The sequence below is a fragment of the Neobacillus dielmonensis genome (assembly GCF_000612665.1).
GTDB lineage: Bacteria > Bacillota > Bacilli > Bacillales > Cytobacillaceae > Neobacillus > Neobacillus dielmonensis.
The window spans coordinates 59,336-75,139 of sequence record NZ_HG942051.1 but is presented as its reverse complement, the minus strand read 5'-3'; the positions used below and the strand labels follow the sequence as shown (position 1 = coordinate 75,139).

Here is a 15,804-nt window from a genome sequence, read left to right as displayed (position 1 = left end):
GGTTTTTCGACAGCCTGAAAACCTGCCAATCGGCAGGTTTTATCTCCATATAAAAGGTGTCTCTTGATAGACATAGTAATTGAGCCAGTTCGAGAAAAATAAATGGCCGTGTGACCGCCAGCGGTTGATTGGCGGCTGGGTAGGGTCATTATCAGGAAAATAATTTTCTGGCATATGGATTTCTAAGCCACGACTTAAATCTCTCTCGTATTCTTGTGCTAAGGTGTCAGATTCATATTCTAGGTGACCAGTGATCATAACATGCTTTCGATCGGTAGATGCTACTAATAGGACCCCTGCTTCCTTCGAAGCCGCTAGTAACTTCAGCTTACTTTGGCTTTGAATGGCTTCAATCGAAACATCCGTATAGCGGGAATGCGGAGCGTAAAATTGATCATCAAATCCGCGCAATAAAATATCGTTTTGTTCAATAATCTGGTGGGCATAAATACCGGAGCATTTCCTGGTCAATTCAAACTTATCAATTCCATAATAATGATAAAGGGCAGCCTGTGCACCCCAGCAAATATGTAAGGTGGAAGTTACGTTCTCATTGGCCCAATCCATGATTTCCGTTAATTCTGACCAATACTTAACCTGTTCAAAGTCCATAAGCTCAACAGGTGCACCAGTAATAATCATGCCATCAAACTTTTGCTGTTTGACTTGGGTAAAGTCAGTATAAAATTGATCAAGATGCTGTCTACTTGTATGAGTGGATTCATAGGATATAGTTTTTAAAAATTGTACGTTTACCTGCAGTGGTGAGTTTCCAAGTAGTCGTAACAGCTGTGTTTCAGCCTTTTCTTTTTCAGGCATTAAGTTCAAAATTAAAATATTTAATGGCCTGATATCCTGGCTGACAGCACGCTCATCATCCATTATAAAGATATTTTCCTGCTCTAAAACTTCGCGGGCCGGCAAGAGTTTTGGTATGTTAATTGGCAAACGATCATCCCCTTTTGGAAAGATTTGTTAATTGGGCTTTTTCGAGTAAGTCCAAGAATATTATAAAAATTCAATGTTTTAATTATATACATTAATGGAAGTTTAGGAAAGACGCTATTTTGGATAATCTATTTCCATGTCGGAATAAAGTGGAGTATTTGATACAATGAGAAATGAGAATCATTCTATATATAGATTGCGAGGGACTAGCTTTGGTAAAAAAAACAACAATTAAATCTGATATTGAGATTGCTCAAGATGCAGCCATGCTGCCTATTAAAGAAATTGCTCAAAAAGTTGGCTTGAAAGAGGATGACCTTGAACTTTTTGGTAAGTACAAGGCGAAGATTTCAAACGAAGCCCTTGCCAAGATTAGTACGAATCAATCGGGAAAAATTATTCTAGTAACCTCTATTAATCCGACGCCTGCAGGGGAAGGAAAATCAACTGTAACTGTTGGTTTAGGCGATGCGTTCAATCGAATCGGGAAAAAAGCTATGATTGCTATAAGGGAGCCATCCTTAGGACCTACCATGGGGATTAAAGGCGGTGCTACTGGCGGAGGCTTTTCACAGGTGCTCCCTATGGAAGATATCAATTTGCACTTTACAGGAGATTTCCATGCTATTACAACGGCAAACAATGCCCTTGCCGCTTTTATTGATAACCACCTCCATCAAGGCAATGAATTAAATATAGACCCTAGACGAATTGTATGGAAACGTGCGGTTGACTTAAATGATCGTGCTTTACGGAAAGTAATTATCGGACTTGGCGGACCTACACAAGGTGTTCCAAGAGAAGATGGGTTCGATATCACGGTAGCTTCGGAAATAATGGCCGTCTTTTGTTTGGCATCTGATCTCAAGGATTTAAAGGAACGGTTATCCCGAATGGTGGTTGCCTATAATTATGATAAGCAGCCTGTTACAGTAGGTGATCTCCGCGTCGAAGGCGCATTAACCTTATTGCTCAAGGATGCAATTAAGCCCAATCTTGTTCAAACCATTGAACATACACCAGCACTCGTTCATGGCGGACCATTTGCCAACATTGCTCATGGCTGCAATAGTGTGATTGCAACTCATGCAGCTTCCAAGCTGGCAGATTATGTGATTACAGAGGCGGGATTTGGAGCCGATTTAGGTGCAGAGAAGTTTTTACATATTAAATCACGAAGTGCGGGCATCAAACCAGAGGCAGTCGTTATTGTTGCGACCATCCGTGCCTTAAAAATGCATGGCGGCGTTCCAAAGCATGACCTTGCCAGTGAACATACTGCCGCACTAACAAAAGGGTTTGCCAATCTGAAAAAACATATTGAAACGATTAAAAGTTTTGGACTTCCAATCGTTGTGGCAATTAATAAATTTGTATCTGATACCGATGCAGAAATTAAAACATTATTAGAATTATGCAAGCAAGAGGATGTACCTGCTGCGTTAACGGAAGTATGGGAAAAAGGCGGTGAAGGGGGGATTGACCTAGCTGAAAAGCTTTTAGATGTAATCGGACGTGAAGAAAACCATTTCCACCCTTTATATGAACTGTCCGATTCTATCGAACAGAAGGTGAGAACAGTTGTACAAAAAGTTTATGGAGGGAAGGATGTAGAGTTTACAGCCGCCGCCAAAAAACAATTAACCAATTTTGATGCATTAGGCTGGTCGAATTTGCCGGTATGTATGGCGAAAACACAGTACTCTTTATCAGATAACCCAGCTAAATTGGGCAGTCCCAGTGATTTTACAGTCACGGTAAGGGAATTTAAACCATCGATAGGAGCCGGTTTTATTGTTGCTTTAACAGGTGATGTTATGACGATGCCAGGTCTACCTAAAAAACCTTCGGCCCTAAATATGGATGTTGACGAGGCTGGCAATGCAGTAGGATTATTTTAAGGAGTTGTTATGGCCAATGTTTGATCCAACAGCCTTTGATAACATGAAGGTCGTCATTGAAGGGGCCTTGTATGACCTGGATTTAAGTGGGGAGATCATTATTACGGACCGAAATGATTGGTTAAATCTTGCCAAACTGTCCAGGCTATTTACCATCAGTTTTCAATTGCGCGGGGAGGGACATTCCAAAATAACAGCTAAATTGGAACTGGAATCCACTTTAAACAACTTGGCAGCAGAATTGCTTCCGGACTCCCATCGGGAGCAATTAGCAGGATGCTTTGTAAAATTGCATTACTTTCTCGAGCATAAAAATGACCTGGAAAAGTTTACGGAAATCGAAAGATTGCTAATGGAAAATTGGGGGAGTACGAGGAAAATAACCCAAACCATTCAATATAACCCGTTAATGCTTTCCAAAAAAATAAAAAATGTAATAACGATTGATTTCCAGAGACTGGTCAGTGAGGACCAGTTAGATGATTTAGTGGAGTTGACTGCTTTGGTGTGTACAACCTTGCAAGAATTAGACAATCTTATTTTTGATTAAGCTTAAAAACGAATGGGATGCCCTTTTATGTAGGAGCATCTCGTTTTTTTACGACTTTTATAAGTATTAAAAATAAATATTTACAATATTCAAAATTAAAAGTAATATAGTTATAACTAGATATTAAGACCACATGCTAATATAGAGCCTAATAAAAGGGGAGATGAGCGTGGCTAAAACAGCTTGGGTAACTGATAGTACAGCATTTTTAGATGAAGAATTAAAAAATCATCCTGATATATATACCGTTCCATTAACCATTTCATTAGATGGTGAAGAATTCATTGATGGAGTGGATTTGACCCCAGCCGAATTGTTTAATAGGCTTAAATTTTTGAAATCGCCGCCAAAAACATCTCAGCCATCTGTCGGAGCGTTTCAAACATTATATGAGAGGTTATCAAAGGATTACGACCAAATTGTGGCAGTTCTACTTTCAGGAAAACTAAGTGGCACCGTTTCCTCCAGCGAACAGGCAGCTAAGTTGGTGGATATACCAGTAACAACATTTGACTCACAAATCCTTACTTATCCAATGTCAGCTTTATTAAAAAAGGGAATCGAGTGGCTGGAAGCAGGAGAAACGCTTGACGTGGTAATAGAAAAGCTTGAGAAAATCAGGGATACAAGCGAAACTTATGTGCTTGTAGGCAGTTTAGAACAGCTGCACCGAGGTGGCAGAATGTCAGGACTTCAATTTTTCCTTGGTAGTATGTTGAATGTGAAGCCCATCATTTCTTTTGACCAGGGTTCTTTAATCGTTAAAGAAAAAGTAAGAAGTGAGAAGAAGGCAAAAGAAAAAGTCCTTGATTACTTTCATCTTGCTTATGAAAAAAATCAGGTTAACGAAGTTTATATTCTATATGGTTTGCATGAGGAGCAAGCGGAGGAATGGCGGAGGGAACTTGAAAACCAGTATCCTCACCTAAACATTGTTTGTTGCCCACTTGGTGCAGTTATTGGAGTGCATGCAGGAGAAAATACATTAGGAATCAGTTGGTATAACGGATTATAGTAACCCCAGAGTCTTTGGGGTTATTTTTTTATGGTTGTTCATGATAAAATAGCAGGGATGAAGGCAGGTGTATAGAGATGAAAGAACAAACGATAGAAACGACTGAGGAATTTGTGCAAAATCAACTAGGACACGATGCAACTGGCCATGATTGGTATCATGTCGACCGGGTTCGAAGGAATGCATTGCTAATTTTCGGAGAAGAACAAGCCGGTGACCCGTTTATTATTGAAATGGCAGCTCTTCTTCATGATATTCCTGATGAAAAATTAAATGAGAGTATAGAAGCCGGAGAGCGGAAACTAGATGACTTTTTACAGAGCCTACCTATAGATGATTACGAAAAAAACCATATCAAACAAATTATTACTACGATCTCATATAAAGGTGGACAAGCTTCCAACCTCACATCCATAGAGGCGAAAATTGTCCAAGATGCCGACCGTTTGGATGCAATTGGTGCTATTGGTATTGCCCGTGCATTTGCCTATGGGGGCAAAAAAGGCCAGCCGATTTATGATCCAGGTTTTAAGGTGCGGGACAATATGAGCTTGGAAGAATATCGAAATGGCAAATCTTCAAGTATCCATCATTTTTATGAAAAATTACTTAAACTTAAAGACCTATTAAATACAGATCCTGCAAGAAAAATGGCAGAAAGCCGCCACGACGCCATGGAGAAATTTTTAGAACAATTTTATCAAGAATGGAATGGTTAAAACATGAAAATGTTAACGGTCGAAAATGTAACGAAAACTTATGGGGAAAAACAATTATTTGAGCAAATTTCTTTTACCATTGGTGAGAAGGAACGAATCGGACTCATTGGGGTTAATGGAACGGGTAAGTCTTCGTTATTAAGGATTGTGGCCGGATTGGATACTCCTGATGCTGGGAAGGTAATTACAGGTAAAGACTATTCCATCTCATTCCTGCAGCAAAGTCCGGATTTTGAAACTGACCGAACGGTACTTGAACAAGTATTTGATGGGGATGCGCCCATTTTAAAATTAATGCGCGAGTATGAAAAAACATTGATTGACTTGAATAAAGACCCAAACAATTCGGGGCAGTTAGACGAGCTTTACCGCCTGCAAAAGCAAATGGATGCCCTTAACGCATGGGATGCCAGCAGCAATGCCAAATCCATATTAACCAAGTTGGGTATCACTAATTTTGGTCAAATGGTAGGTCAACTATCCGGCGGGCAAAAAAAACGGGTTGCCTTGGCCCAAGTATTAATCGCCGAACCTGATTTACTCATCTTGGATGAGCCTACTAACCATCTGGACTTTGAAACGGTTAAATGGTTGGAAGACTATTTAAGCAGGTATAGAGGTTCCATTTTGGTTGTGACCCATGACCGGTATTTCTTAGATAGGGTAACCAACCGAATTTTTGAATTAGATGGGGGCGCTATTTACAGTTATAAAGGAAATTATGCTGCTTTCCTTGAAGCAAAGGCAATTCGTGAAGAGAACGAAGCAGCCACATTTGAAAAGAAGAAAAATCTGTACCGACGGGAATTGGAGTGGATTAGACGCGGGGCACAGGCAAGGTCCACAAAGCAAAAGGCCCGAATTGGAAGATTTGAAGAGTTGGATCATCAATTGTCTAATGGGAAACCTGGGGCCGAAAAATTGGACATTTCCCTTAACGGCAGCCGCTTGGGCAAGCAGGTGTTTGAGTTGAAAGATGCATCGAAACAATATGGGAATAAAATGATTCTTAATTCATTTGATTTGCTTATTAAGCCTGGGGACCGGATTGGAATTATCGGTAATAATGGTACGGGGAAATCAACGTTTTTAAATATTTTAGCCCAGCGGATACCCCTTGATTCGGGTATGTTTAATATCGGACAAACTGTAAAAATCGCCTATTACACCCAGGAAAGCGAAGATATGGATGAAAATAAGCGGATGATTGAGTATATTAAGGAAACCGCGGAAGTCGTAGAGACTTCGGATGGGAAGAACATTTCAGCAGCTCAAATGCTCGAACGGTTTTTATTTTCACCTTATACACACGGAACACCTATCCGAAAACTTTCCGGCGGCGAGAAACGGCGCCTGTACTTGTTAAAAATCTTGATGTCGGCTCCTAACGTTCTCCTGCTGGATGAGCCAACCAATGATCTTGATACTCAGACATTAACTATACTCGAGGATTACTTGGAAGAGTTCCCAGGAGTAGTAATAACGGTTTCCCATGACCGTTATTTCCTTGATAAGGTGGCGAGCCAACTGCTAATTTTTAAGGGCGATGCAAAAATTGAACCATTTTACGGAAACTATAGTGAATATCTGGAACGAGAAGTCATCGTGGAGCCCAAAAAAGAAGGAAAATCTTCACCTGCTCCATTCAAAGCCCCTGAAAAGGAAAAAAAGAAAAAACTTACTTTTAAAGAACAAAAAGAATGGGAAGAAATTGACGGGGTAATTGCCCAAACAGAAGCAAAACTGGAAACTATTACGGGGGAAATAGAGAAGTATAGCAGTGATTTTACAAAATTGCAGGAGCTAATGACGCAGGCTGCCGAATTAAATAGTAAACTGGAACAATTGATAGAGCGCTGGTCTTATCTTGCGGAACTAGCTGAAAATAGCTAAGATCAAGTGCATAATATGTGAATGAATCGTATTCATTATGATAAACTTGTAAAAGAAATTAGAGGAATCAGGTGATTGTGGTGAAAATTAATTCAATTGAACCAACGCCCAGTCCAAATACCATGAAAATTATCCTTGACAAGGAACTGCCGATGGGAAAAAGCCATAATTATAAAAAGGATAATATGGGAGATGCACCCCCAATTATTCAATCCATCCTTCAAATTGAAGGTATAAAGGGTGTTTACCATGTTGCAGACTTCTTGGCTGTAGAAAGGAACGCAAAATTTGACTGGCAGGAGCTGTTGCTTAAGGTTCGACAAGCGTTTGGAGAAACTGCCACCGAAATTGCTGGGACTAATGCGATTATCAATGATCACTTTGGCGAAATAAAAGTAGAAGTCCAATTGTTTAAAGATATACCACTTCAGGTCAAACTTACTGATGGGACAACAGAAAAGCGGTACGGGATGCCAGAGCAATTTTTGCAGGCAAGAGAAAGGGCACAGCTCCCGAATGACAATTATATTCTGCTTCGAAAATGGAAGAATCATGGGGTCAGATATGGTGATCTTGACCAAATAGGTCAGGAGGTAGTTGATGAGTTAGTTGCGGCCTATCCCCATGAACGCTTGGAAGAGCTGATTGCTAAAGCTATTGTAGGTGAAACGGCAATACTAGCCAAACCTATAAAGCCGCCTCGCAAAAAGCTAACCGTTGAGGACTTGACGCACCCTGATTGGCAGGTCCGTTATCAATTGCTGGAGCAAATGGATGATCCTGATGTAAATGATTTGCTAGTCTTAGGAAAAGCCTTAGAGGATGAAAAACCTTCAATTCGAAGATTGGCAGCTGTCTATCTGGGGATGATTGAAGATAAGGCAGTTCTGCCGCTGTTGTATAAAGCATTAGGCGACAGGACGGTTACTGTTCGTAGAACTGCAGGGGATTGCTTGTCCGATTTAGGGTTTCCAGAGGCTGCTCCTGTAATGGAGAAGGCGTTAAAAGACCCAAGTAAATTGGTGCGCTGGCGTGCAGCCATGTTTTTATATGAACAGGGTGATAAGGAGGCACTGCCGGCTTTAAATGCTGCAGAAAACGACCCTGAATTTGAAGTAAGCATGCAAATTAAAATGGCAATTGAAAGAATTGAGGGCGGCAAAGAAGCCAAAGGGTCCGTTTGGAAACAAATGACCGAAGCCCGAAAGAGTGATTCTTGAGCAGATTACCAGTAAGTATAACTTTTTAATTACAATGGAAAATGGAGTGATTCAATATGTCTAATGCCTATGAAGAATATATGCGCCAAATGGTGATTCCAATGCGGGAAGAACTTACGAGAGCCGGGTTTGAGGAGCTTAACACCGCGGATGAAGTAGAGAAATTTATGGAAGATGTAAATGGGACGACTCTTGTAGTCGTTAACTCCGTCTGCGGCTGTGCGGCCGGATTAGCTAGACCTGCTGTAACACAAGCAGTTGCAGCAAGTGAGAAAAAACCGGACCATCTTGTTACTGTATTTGCCGGTCAGGATAAGGAAGCAACGGCAAAGATGCGTGAGTATTTTACAGGAATTGAACCTTCCTCACCATCCATGGCCGTATTAAAGGGCAAAGAAGTGGTTCACTTTATTCCTAGACATGATATTGAAGGAATGCCCATGGAATCAGTAATGCAAAATGTATTGAATGCTTTGGAAACTCATTGTTAATAGGAAGGGTATGGGAAAACTGGCAGTTGGTTAAATAACTGCCAGTTTTTTTACTAGATATTTTCCATTTATTCAAAAAAGCTGTATAATAAAAATATATTTGTTTTCCGTAATGTTACAAGACTATGAATTGATTTTGGGTGAGTAATATGAATAATTGGTTTAGGAAAACGCTTTTTGTCATGGTGTCTGTGTTAACGTTTGGGCTTATTACACCAACTCAGTTAATTAATCCAGCTGAGGCAGACAGCCCGAATGATCGGGATGCATTTGAAGTTCCTTCTATTGGCACGTATGTACATGATACAAATCATAGTAATTCAGAATCAGAGTTTAATAGAGATCATTTTATGGAAATTCTATTAAGACAGGCAGAGCAGCAATCATATCAAAAGTTCGGCAACAAAATTAAGCCGGTTATCGAAAATGAATTTCGTGATGTCATCCTGCCGAACATTGAACTCGCAATTGAGGAAACAGCCAGTCGATTACCGGATGAACAGCTAAAAAATCTAGTTATTTCCGAACAGCCAGGGAACGGGTATACAGAAAAAATTTTTCATATAAAAAATGCTGATTCAGGGAAAGATATTCTTCGATTCCATGTGCGAAGAGACCAGCCGCCGCAGGACGGTTATTGGTTTAACTTTCATTATCATAGTTATGAGGATGATTATCAAACTCACCATCAGCTAGGATCCATCTATTGGGCTAAAAATACACCGCCTAAATGGATGAGTTAATATTTGCCAATGGGAGATAAAAAATTTATAGTATAAATGAAACTTTTCTCTAGTAACACACGTAAATAATCTATAACCTATTTTGGAGGAATGAACATGGCAATTAGTTTATCAAAGGGTCAAAAAGTTGATTTAACCAAAACAAATCCTGGGCTGACAAAAGTAGTAGTGGGACTTGGTTGGGATACGAATAAGTATGACGGTGGTCATGACTTTGACTTAGATTCTTCTGTTTTTTTGCTAGGTGAAAATGGGAAAGTGACGACTGAAACCGATTTTGTCTTCTATAACAACCCTCAAGGTGCCAACGGTGCAGTTGTACATACAGGAGATAACCGAACTGGTGATGGTGATGGTGATGATGAGCAAGTGAAAGTTGACCTTTCGGCAGTTCCAGCATCCATTCAGCGGATTGCATTTACCATTACAATTCACGAAGCAACAAGCAGAAACCAGAATTTTGGGCAAGTATCTAACGCCTATGCTCGAATTTTTAACGAAGCTACTGGCGAAGAACTGATTCGTTATGACTTAGGAGAAGATTTCTCCATTGAAACGGCGATTGTCGTTGGGGAATTGTATCGCCACAATGGGGAATGGAAGTTCAGCGCCATTGGCAGTGGTTATCAGGGCGGCCTAGCAGCGCTTGCAACTGATTTCGGCTTACAGGTAGGTTAATCTAAAAAGTTAGAGACCCAGCGCTAAGCTTGGGTCTCTTTACAAATTTTTTATCTTCGTTTGGAGGAACAACATTCATGTCAGTTTTACAAGGAATTTTGGATACATACGCTCAGTTTTTTGATTGGCACATGTGGGGAGAGGTATTAACAGATCCCGTCGCTTGGGGGCTAATTGGGACGCTGATTGTTCTTGAAGGATTGCTATCAGCCGACAATGCACTTGTTTTGGCTGTTATGGTTAAGCATTTGCCACCTGATAAACGAAAAAAGGCATTATTTTACGGTTTATTAGGAGCCTATACATTTCGATTTATTGCCATTGGGATTGGAGTATATCTGATTGAATTTTGGTGGGTAAAAATTATTGGAGCAGGATACCTAGCCTGGTTATCCATTAAATACTTTATGGATAAGCGAAAAGGAGAGTCAGAAGAAAATGAGGAAGCAGAAGGAATTAATAAAAGTGGTTTATTGATAAGGCTGTTCGGAACATTCTGGGGAACCGTTGTTTCAGTAGAGTTAATGGATATCGCCTTTTCAGTAGACAGTGTACTGGCAGCATTTGGAGTTAGCAGTGAGGTATGGATCCTGTTGATTGGAGGAATGCTTGGCGTATTAATGATGCGGGGGGTTGCCGGAGTATTCCTAACTTTGATTGACCGTGTACCTGAACTTGAGACAACTGCTTATATTCTCATTCTAATTATTGCAGTAAAAATGTTTTTAACTGTGTTCCACATTGAAATGGGCCATGTGACCTTCTTCATCATTCTTGTTTTAACTTTTGGCATTACCTTTATTATTCACTTTATGAATAAGAAGAAAGAAGCAGGTAAAGGACATCAATCTTAAACAACTATTAACCAGAGGGAGAAGACGTGAGTTGTCTCCCTTATTTTTTACCAAAAACTGAGGAGTAAAAGAGATGAGGTTTTTTTCCTATTTTTACGATAATGAACTAGAGCAATACTTCTATCAAATGCCGCAAGACTTTAATAAATATACCAATCGAGACCTTCTTGCTTATGGGTTGGGTGCAACCTTATACATGCCGGCAACCCGGCCGAATATTCATCAAGAAATCCTCTCAAAAAAACACGAAGGGCTAACCTCTCTGGTGATTGATTTAGAAGATGCGGTTGGGGATAAAGAGGTCGAGACTGCGGAACAATCACTAGTCTTGGAATTGCTAAAGCTGAAGGAAGAACTCCACAAAGGATTTATTTCTATTGCTGATTTGCCGCTAATGTTTGTAAGAATACGGTCGCTCGAGCAATTAAAACGGATTGTGGCCCAAGTAGAGGATTCTATTCATGTATTGACAGGGGTGGTGCTGCCAAAGTTTTGCCCTGAAACAGGGGAGGCGCTGTTAAGAGAAGTATATCAAATTCACACCGAGCATCAGCCTTTTTATGCAATGCCCATTCTAGAAACCGCGAACGTGATACATAAAGAAACAAGAATAAGAGAATTAATGGATATTAAGGCGTTGGTGGACCAATATAAAGAAATTGTTTTAAATATTCGGATTGGTGCGACGGATTTTTGCGGGTTGTATGGAATCAGGCGGAGCGCTGAGAGCACAGTTTATGATATTGCTGTTTTGCGAGATACAATCTCAGATATTATTAATATTTTTCAAAGACTTGACAGCCCCTATGTTGTTTCCGGTCCCGTTTGGGAATATTTCACATCAGGTGACAGGATTCTTAAACCGCAATTAAGACAAACCCCATTCCGCGAACGTTATGGCGAAGAAGGGATGAGATGGAGAAAACAATTGATTAACCAGCATTTGGACGGTTTAATACAAGAAGTGATGATGGACGTTGCCAATGGGTTAGCCGGAAAAACAATTATTCACCCAACACACATAAAAGTGGTGCAAGCTCTTAATGTTGTTACATATGAGGAGTATACTGATGCAATTAATATCGTAAATGCTGCAACGGGTGACGTTGGCGTAATGAAAAGCAAGTTTTCCAACAAGATGAATGAAATCAAGCCCCATTATTATTGGGCGCAAAAGACGATACTGAAATCAAAGCTTTACGGGGTGCTACATGAAGAAGTCACAAACCTTGACCTTATCAAAAAAGAAGTATATCTTTCCTATTCTTGATTCCATTGAGACTGAAATTGAAGTAACGGAGAATCCTTATAAGTTGGAAATCAAACGTTTGTTTACAATGGCGGCACGGATTAATAAAAAACGTTCGTTTTTATTTGTGAGCAAGGTTCTTGGTAAGCATTTGCCAATTAATCCGCATAAAGGACTAGTAACCGCTGCTCTATTAGCAGCCAGGTACTCGGAGAGTGTATTGGGTAGGGACTGCAACGGTGAAACGGAAGAGCTGATATCTTTATTTCATAATGAGAAGCACTATAGAAGTATTCCTTTTATACCTGCAAGCGTAAATCCAGTCATCATCGGTTTTGCCGAAACGGCTACTGCACTTGGCCAAGCGTTCTTCGATTGTTTTCAACAGGCTGATTATTTTCATACGACGAGAGAGGAGCTAGCAGGAAGACAACCGGATATTACGTTTGAGGAAGAGCATTCCCACGCTACTTCCCATCGCTGCTATATAAAGCTCGAAACGTTGGACAATGATCGGGAAATCATTCTCGTTGATGATGAGATGACAACTGGAAAAACAGCTCTCAATATTATTAGATCACTACACGAAAGATTTCCAAGAAAGGAATATTCAGTTGTTTCAATATTGGATTGGCGCTCTGAGCAAGATAGGCAGAAATTTTCCCGTCTTGAGCATGAATTGGGAATCACTATTCATGCAGTTAGTTTGCTTTCAGGGCATGTCCATGTAAGAACATTGAAGGAACTAGAAAGACAAGCTTCTGAAATCGCGACGACAGAACAAGAAGATATGACGGTAGAAGCCTTGGATTTAGAAGCATTTTTTATACCAACCGAATTTTCGTCCATTAAACAGGAGAATTCGGCTTTATTTATCAACGAAACGGGTAGGTTCGGTCTTTCAAGTCTTGAAAACCAATTACTTCATGAAACGATTGTTCGGGCTGGGCAATATCTTTCATCCTATCGAAATGGGAGACGGACTCTTTGCCTTGGAACAGGAGAATTTATTTATCTGCCTATGAAATTAGCAGCCGAGATGGGTAGCGGTATATTCTTTCAGTCTACCACGAGAAGTCCCATTTATGTTGCAAATGAGGTTGGGTACGGAGCTAGATATGGCTTAGCCTTTCCCTCACCAGAGGACAATGATGTTGCTCATTTCGTCTATAATATTCCCCCTGATCATTATGATGAATTATTTTTATTTTTTGAGAGAGAGCCGTCCTTAAAGGCACTTGAACCATTCCTACAGGAACTGGCCAAAACAAAAATCAAATCAGTAAAACTTGTCAGCTGTTCAAAAGAAAGGGGATTAATATGCAGGAGTTAATGAATAAACCTGCTAAAATGGGTTCTTATTCTGAGGAGGACGTGCTATTTCTGTTAAAAGATTTAAGCCATGTTCAGCTTGAAGATACAACCGATAACAGGGAATGGAAAATGCAAACAGGAGGACACTACAGTGAGTCATTGCCTATCGAGTATCAGCCTCCCCAACACTATGTGGATCTGTTTTGGAAAGCATTACACGAATATAAACAGAAGGTGGCTTTATGCATTGGCATTGTTTCAGAGCAAATTTATCAACTGAAGGGTGAACAAACCGTTCTTGTGTCCTTAGCTCGTGCAGGCACACCGGCAGGTATATTAATAAAAAGGTACATAAAGGACCGCTTTAACATTTCTTTGCCACACTACAGTGTCTCGATTATTCGGGATCGTGGCATTGACGAAAACGCCATTCATTATATACGGAAGGCTCATCCAAATGGGAACATTCAATTTATAGATGGATGGACCGGAAAAGGAGCAATCTCAATAGAGTTAACAAAGGCATGTGCGGATTATGAGCGGAAATATGGAGTTAGAATGGACGATACGGTAGCCGTTATTGCGGACCCTGGATACTGCACCACTCTGTATGGTACTAGAGAAGACTTTCTAATACCTAGTGCGTGCTTAAATTCAACTGTCTCTGGCCTTGTAAGCCGTACTGTTTTAAACGACCTTTATATTGGTAAGGATGATTTTCACGGTGCAAAGTTTTATAGAGAACTTGCTGACGAAGATGTTTCCAATCAATATATTAATATCATTGAAGGCGAATTCCCAACCATAGCGAATCAGGCACAAAAGATTGCGGCAGAAAAACAAGTTGATGAAATAGGCGCTGTATTTTTAGGCATGGAGGAAGTAAAAAAAATCCAAGCGGAATTTTCAGTTGAAAGTACTCACTTTATTAAACCGGGAGTAGGCGAAACAACGAGAGTTTTACTAAGAAGGGTGCCATGGAAGATTTTAATGCGAGACAAAACAAGCCCATATGTAAAACACATTCTCCTGCTGGCAGAAGAGAAGAATGTGGAAGTAGTGGAGTATGCTGACCTAAGCTATCTCTGTTGTGGAATCATTAAAACAGTTAAGGGGTCTAAGAAATGATATTTGCATCTGACCTGGACCGTACCCTGATTTATTCAAATCGTGCCATTAATATCCTTGGTTCAAGTGAAATAGACAACCTTAAACCAGTAGAAAAAAAAGGCAGCCGTTGGGTTGCCTATATGACTGAGAACGCCTTTTCGGCATTAAGAGAGCTTGCGCATAACAGTCTATTTATACCTGTTACAACAAGAACTACGGAACAATTCAATCGAGTTTTCATCTTCGGCCAAGATATTCCTATAAAATACGCGATTACCTCAAATGGAGCACGCATTATACAGAACGGAAGACCTTTGGAAGAATGGACAAACTATATTTCTCAAAATCTTGAAGAGCAATCTTTATCCCCGGCTGAATTTCTCTCGGAGATTAAGCGCAGTGGGTTAGAATGGAATGGTGAGTGGAAGCAAGCAGAGGATTTATTCTTATATTCCATTTTGTACGATGTGCTTCCAGAATCCTTGATTAAAGAAATATCTTTAGCAGCAGAAGCAAGCGGTTGGCGGATATCCCTTCAAGGCAGAAAACTTTATTTCATCCCCAAAGCAATCAGTAAAGGGGCAGCACTTGAATTCATTTGTAAGCTGGAAGGACAAAAAGTAGCTGCTGGGGCTGGAGATTCCCGCCTTGACTTGGACTTTTTAACGCTTTGTAAGCTCGGTTTTGTTCCGAAACATGGGGAGCTTGTAAAGGAATCCGTAAACACAGGCCTGACTGTTACCAGTCAAACTGGGGTCAAGGCAGGGGAAGAAATTATTCAGCAATTTTTAAGGTTAATCCCCTTGGCTATCTAATGACCCTCGAGCATTCGGCTAACGATAAAGTAATAAATAGAGGCAAGTAAACAATAGCAAACTACGAGAAATAAGATCATATGACTGACAGATGCCAGGGCTGGTGAGAGAAGCAGGGTGAAAATTAGACTGAAGACAAATAAATCTAAATAGATAAACACATCCGATGACATCACTTGCATCACGGTAATCAGTTCCTCAGATACGAGGTCCATCTTGGGACGTTTATAAAGAAATCTCATTGAAGTCACCTACTTTAGTATCGTATTCAAATATATGTAGGGACAGGAAAAATGGTGAAAAG

General features: G+C 40.2%; 16 protein-coding genes. 14 read left to right on the top strand and 2 right to left on the bottom strand.

Translation table 11 applies throughout. The annotated features are described in order from the left end of the window. Positions 1-39: 39 nt before the first annotated feature. The gene (gene metA / locus BN2425_RS08495; protein WP_042457619.1) at positions 40-948 is read right to left on the bottom strand and encodes a homoserine O-acetyltransferase MetA; all 909 of its coding nucleotides are present in this window, start codon (positions 946-948) and stop codon (positions 40-42) included. A 212-nt stretch (positions 949-1,160) separates the two neighbouring features. Here metA and BN2425_RS08490 point away from each other — a divergent pair, with 212 nt between their 5' ends. The 14 genes from BN2425_RS08490 to BN2425_RS08425 all read left to right on the top strand — a co-directional run bounded on the left by BN2425_RS08490 (position 1,161) and on the right by BN2425_RS08425 (position 15,500). After that, complete coding sequence (locus BN2425_RS08490) at positions 1,161-2,849, top strand: formate--tetrahydrofolate ligase (RefSeq protein WP_264757803.1); 1,689 nt, start codon at positions 1,161-1,163, stop codon at positions 2,847-2,849. Between the two features lie 16 nt (positions 2,850-2,865). Next, positions 2,866-3,399 (top strand): hypothetical protein, encoded by a 534-nt coding sequence (locus BN2425_RS08485; protein ID WP_042457613.1) that lies wholly within the window; start codon positions 2,866-2,868, stop codon positions 3,397-3,399. Between the two features lie 169 nt (positions 3,400-3,568). Further along, positions 3,569-4,414, top strand: coding sequence for a DegV family protein (locus BN2425_RS08480; RefSeq protein WP_042457609.1), 846 nt, complete (start codon positions 3,569-3,571; stop codon positions 4,412-4,414). A 77-nt stretch (positions 4,415-4,491) separates the two neighbouring features. After that, the gene (locus tag BN2425_RS08475) at positions 4,492-5,133 is read left to right on the top strand and encodes an HD domain-containing protein (RefSeq protein WP_042457607.1); all 642 of its coding nucleotides are present in this window, start codon (positions 4,492-4,494) and stop codon (positions 5,131-5,133) included. 3 nt (positions 5,134-5,136) lie between these two features. Then, positions 5,137-7,026 carry an ABC-F family ATP-binding cassette domain-containing protein gene (locus BN2425_RS08470; protein WP_042457606.1) on the top strand — a complete coding sequence of 630 codons (1,890 nt, stop codon included), beginning with the start codon at positions 5,137-5,139 and terminating at the stop codon, positions 7,024-7,026. Between the two features lie 80 nt (positions 7,027-7,106). Continuing rightward, a complete protein-coding gene (locus BN2425_RS08465; RefSeq protein ID WP_042457642.1) occupies positions 7,107-8,246 on the top strand; it encodes a conserved virulence factor C family protein in 1,140 nt (379 codons plus the stop codon). 56 nt (positions 8,247-8,302) lie between these two features. Next, positions 8,303-8,737, top strand: a complete 435-nt coding sequence (locus BN2425_RS08460; RefSeq protein ID WP_042457604.1) for a BrxA/BrxB family bacilliredoxin — start codon at positions 8,303-8,305, stop codon at positions 8,735-8,737. Between the two features lie 149 nt (positions 8,738-8,886). After that, complete coding sequence (locus tag BN2425_RS08455) at positions 8,887-9,480, top strand: YpjP family protein (protein ID WP_042457601.1); 594 nt, start codon at positions 8,887-8,889, stop codon at positions 9,478-9,480. 96 nt (positions 9,481-9,576) lie between these two features. Further along, positions 9,577-10,158 carry a TerD family protein gene (locus BN2425_RS08450; RefSeq protein ID WP_042457598.1) on the top strand — a complete coding sequence of 194 codons (582 nt, stop codon included), beginning with the start codon at positions 9,577-9,579 and terminating at the stop codon, positions 10,156-10,158. Between the two features lie 77 nt (positions 10,159-10,235). Then, entirely contained in the window at positions 10,236-11,012 is a 777-nt protein-coding gene (locus tag BN2425_RS08445) for a TerC family protein (protein ID WP_042457595.1), read from the top strand. A 73-nt stretch (positions 11,013-11,085) separates the two neighbouring features. Beyond that, the gene (locus BN2425_RS08440) at positions 11,086-12,282 is read left to right on the top strand and encodes an HpcH/HpaI aldolase/citrate lyase family protein (protein ID WP_042457592.1); all 1,197 of its coding nucleotides are present in this window, start codon (positions 11,086-11,088) and stop codon (positions 12,280-12,282) included. Continuing rightward, a complete protein-coding gene (locus BN2425_RS08435) occupies positions 12,224-13,594 on the top strand; it encodes a phosphoribosyltransferase family protein (RefSeq protein ID WP_235714586.1) in 1,371 nt (456 codons plus the stop codon). Before BN2425_RS08440 ends, BN2425_RS08435 begins: the two co-directional genes overlap by 59 nt. Beyond that, the gene (locus BN2425_RS08430) at positions 13,582-14,703 is read left to right on the top strand and encodes a cysteine protease StiP family protein (RefSeq protein ID WP_195891915.1); all 1,122 of its coding nucleotides are present in this window, start codon (positions 13,582-13,584) and stop codon (positions 14,701-14,703) included. Before BN2425_RS08435 ends, BN2425_RS08430 begins: the two co-directional genes overlap by 13 nt. Further along, positions 14,700-15,500 carry an HAD family hydrolase gene (locus BN2425_RS08425; protein ID WP_042457586.1) on the top strand — a complete coding sequence of 267 codons (801 nt, stop codon included), beginning with the start codon at positions 14,700-14,702 and terminating at the stop codon, positions 15,498-15,500. The genes BN2425_RS08430 and BN2425_RS08425 overlap by 4 nt, the downstream gene beginning before the upstream one ends. Here BN2425_RS08425 and BN2425_RS08420 read toward each other — a convergent pair. After that, complete coding sequence (locus BN2425_RS08420; protein ID WP_042457583.1) at positions 15,497-15,742, bottom strand: hypothetical protein; 246 nt, start codon at positions 15,740-15,742, stop codon at positions 15,497-15,499. The genes BN2425_RS08425 and BN2425_RS08420 overlap by 4 nt on opposite strands. Positions 15,743-15,804: the final 62 nt, after the last annotated feature.

Excerpts from the sequence above, each read along its gene's own strand:
- BN2425_RS08420 (WP_042457583.1), bottom strand. The coding sequence starts at position 15,742 with ATGAGATTTCTTTATAAACGTCCCAAGATGGACCTCGTATCTGAGGAA.
- BN2425_RS08475 (WP_042457607.1), top strand. The coding sequence starts at position 4,492 with ATGAAAGAACAAACGATAGAAACGACTGAGGAATTTGTGCAAAATCAA.
- BN2425_RS08455 (WP_042457601.1), top strand. The coding sequence starts at position 8,887 with ATGAATAATTGGTTTAGGAAAACGCTTTTTGTCATGGTGTCTGTGTTA.
- BN2425_RS08450 (WP_042457598.1), top strand. The coding sequence starts at position 9,577 with ATGGCAATTAGTTTATCAAAGGGTCAAAAAGTTGATTTAACCAAAACA.
- BN2425_RS08445 (WP_042457595.1), top strand. The coding sequence starts at position 10,236 with ATGTCAGTTTTACAAGGAATTTTGGATACATACGCTCAGTTTTTTGAT.
- BN2425_RS08425 (WP_042457586.1), top strand. The coding sequence starts at position 14,700 with ATGATATTTGCATCTGACCTGGACCGTACCCTGATTTATTCAAATCGT.
- BN2425_RS08485 (WP_042457613.1), top strand. The coding sequence starts at position 2,866 with ATGTTTGATCCAACAGCCTTTGATAACATGAAGGTCGTCATTGAAGGG.
- BN2425_RS08470 (WP_042457606.1), top strand. The coding sequence starts at position 5,137 with ATGAAAATGTTAACGGTCGAAAATGTAACGAAAACTTATGGGGAAAAA.
- BN2425_RS08430 (WP_195891915.1), top strand. The coding sequence starts at position 13,582 with ATGCAGGAGTTAATGAATAAACCTGCTAAAATGGGTTCTTATTCTGAG.
- BN2425_RS08435 (WP_235714586.1), top strand. The coding sequence starts at position 12,224 with ATGAAGAAGTCACAAACCTTGACCTTATCAAAAAAGAAGTATATCTTT.
- BN2425_RS08460 (WP_042457604.1), top strand. The coding sequence starts at position 8,303 with ATGTCTAATGCCTATGAAGAATATATGCGCCAAATGGTGATTCCAATG.
- BN2425_RS08440 (WP_042457592.1), top strand. The coding sequence starts at position 11,086 with ATGAGGTTTTTTTCCTATTTTTACGATAATGAACTAGAGCAATACTTC.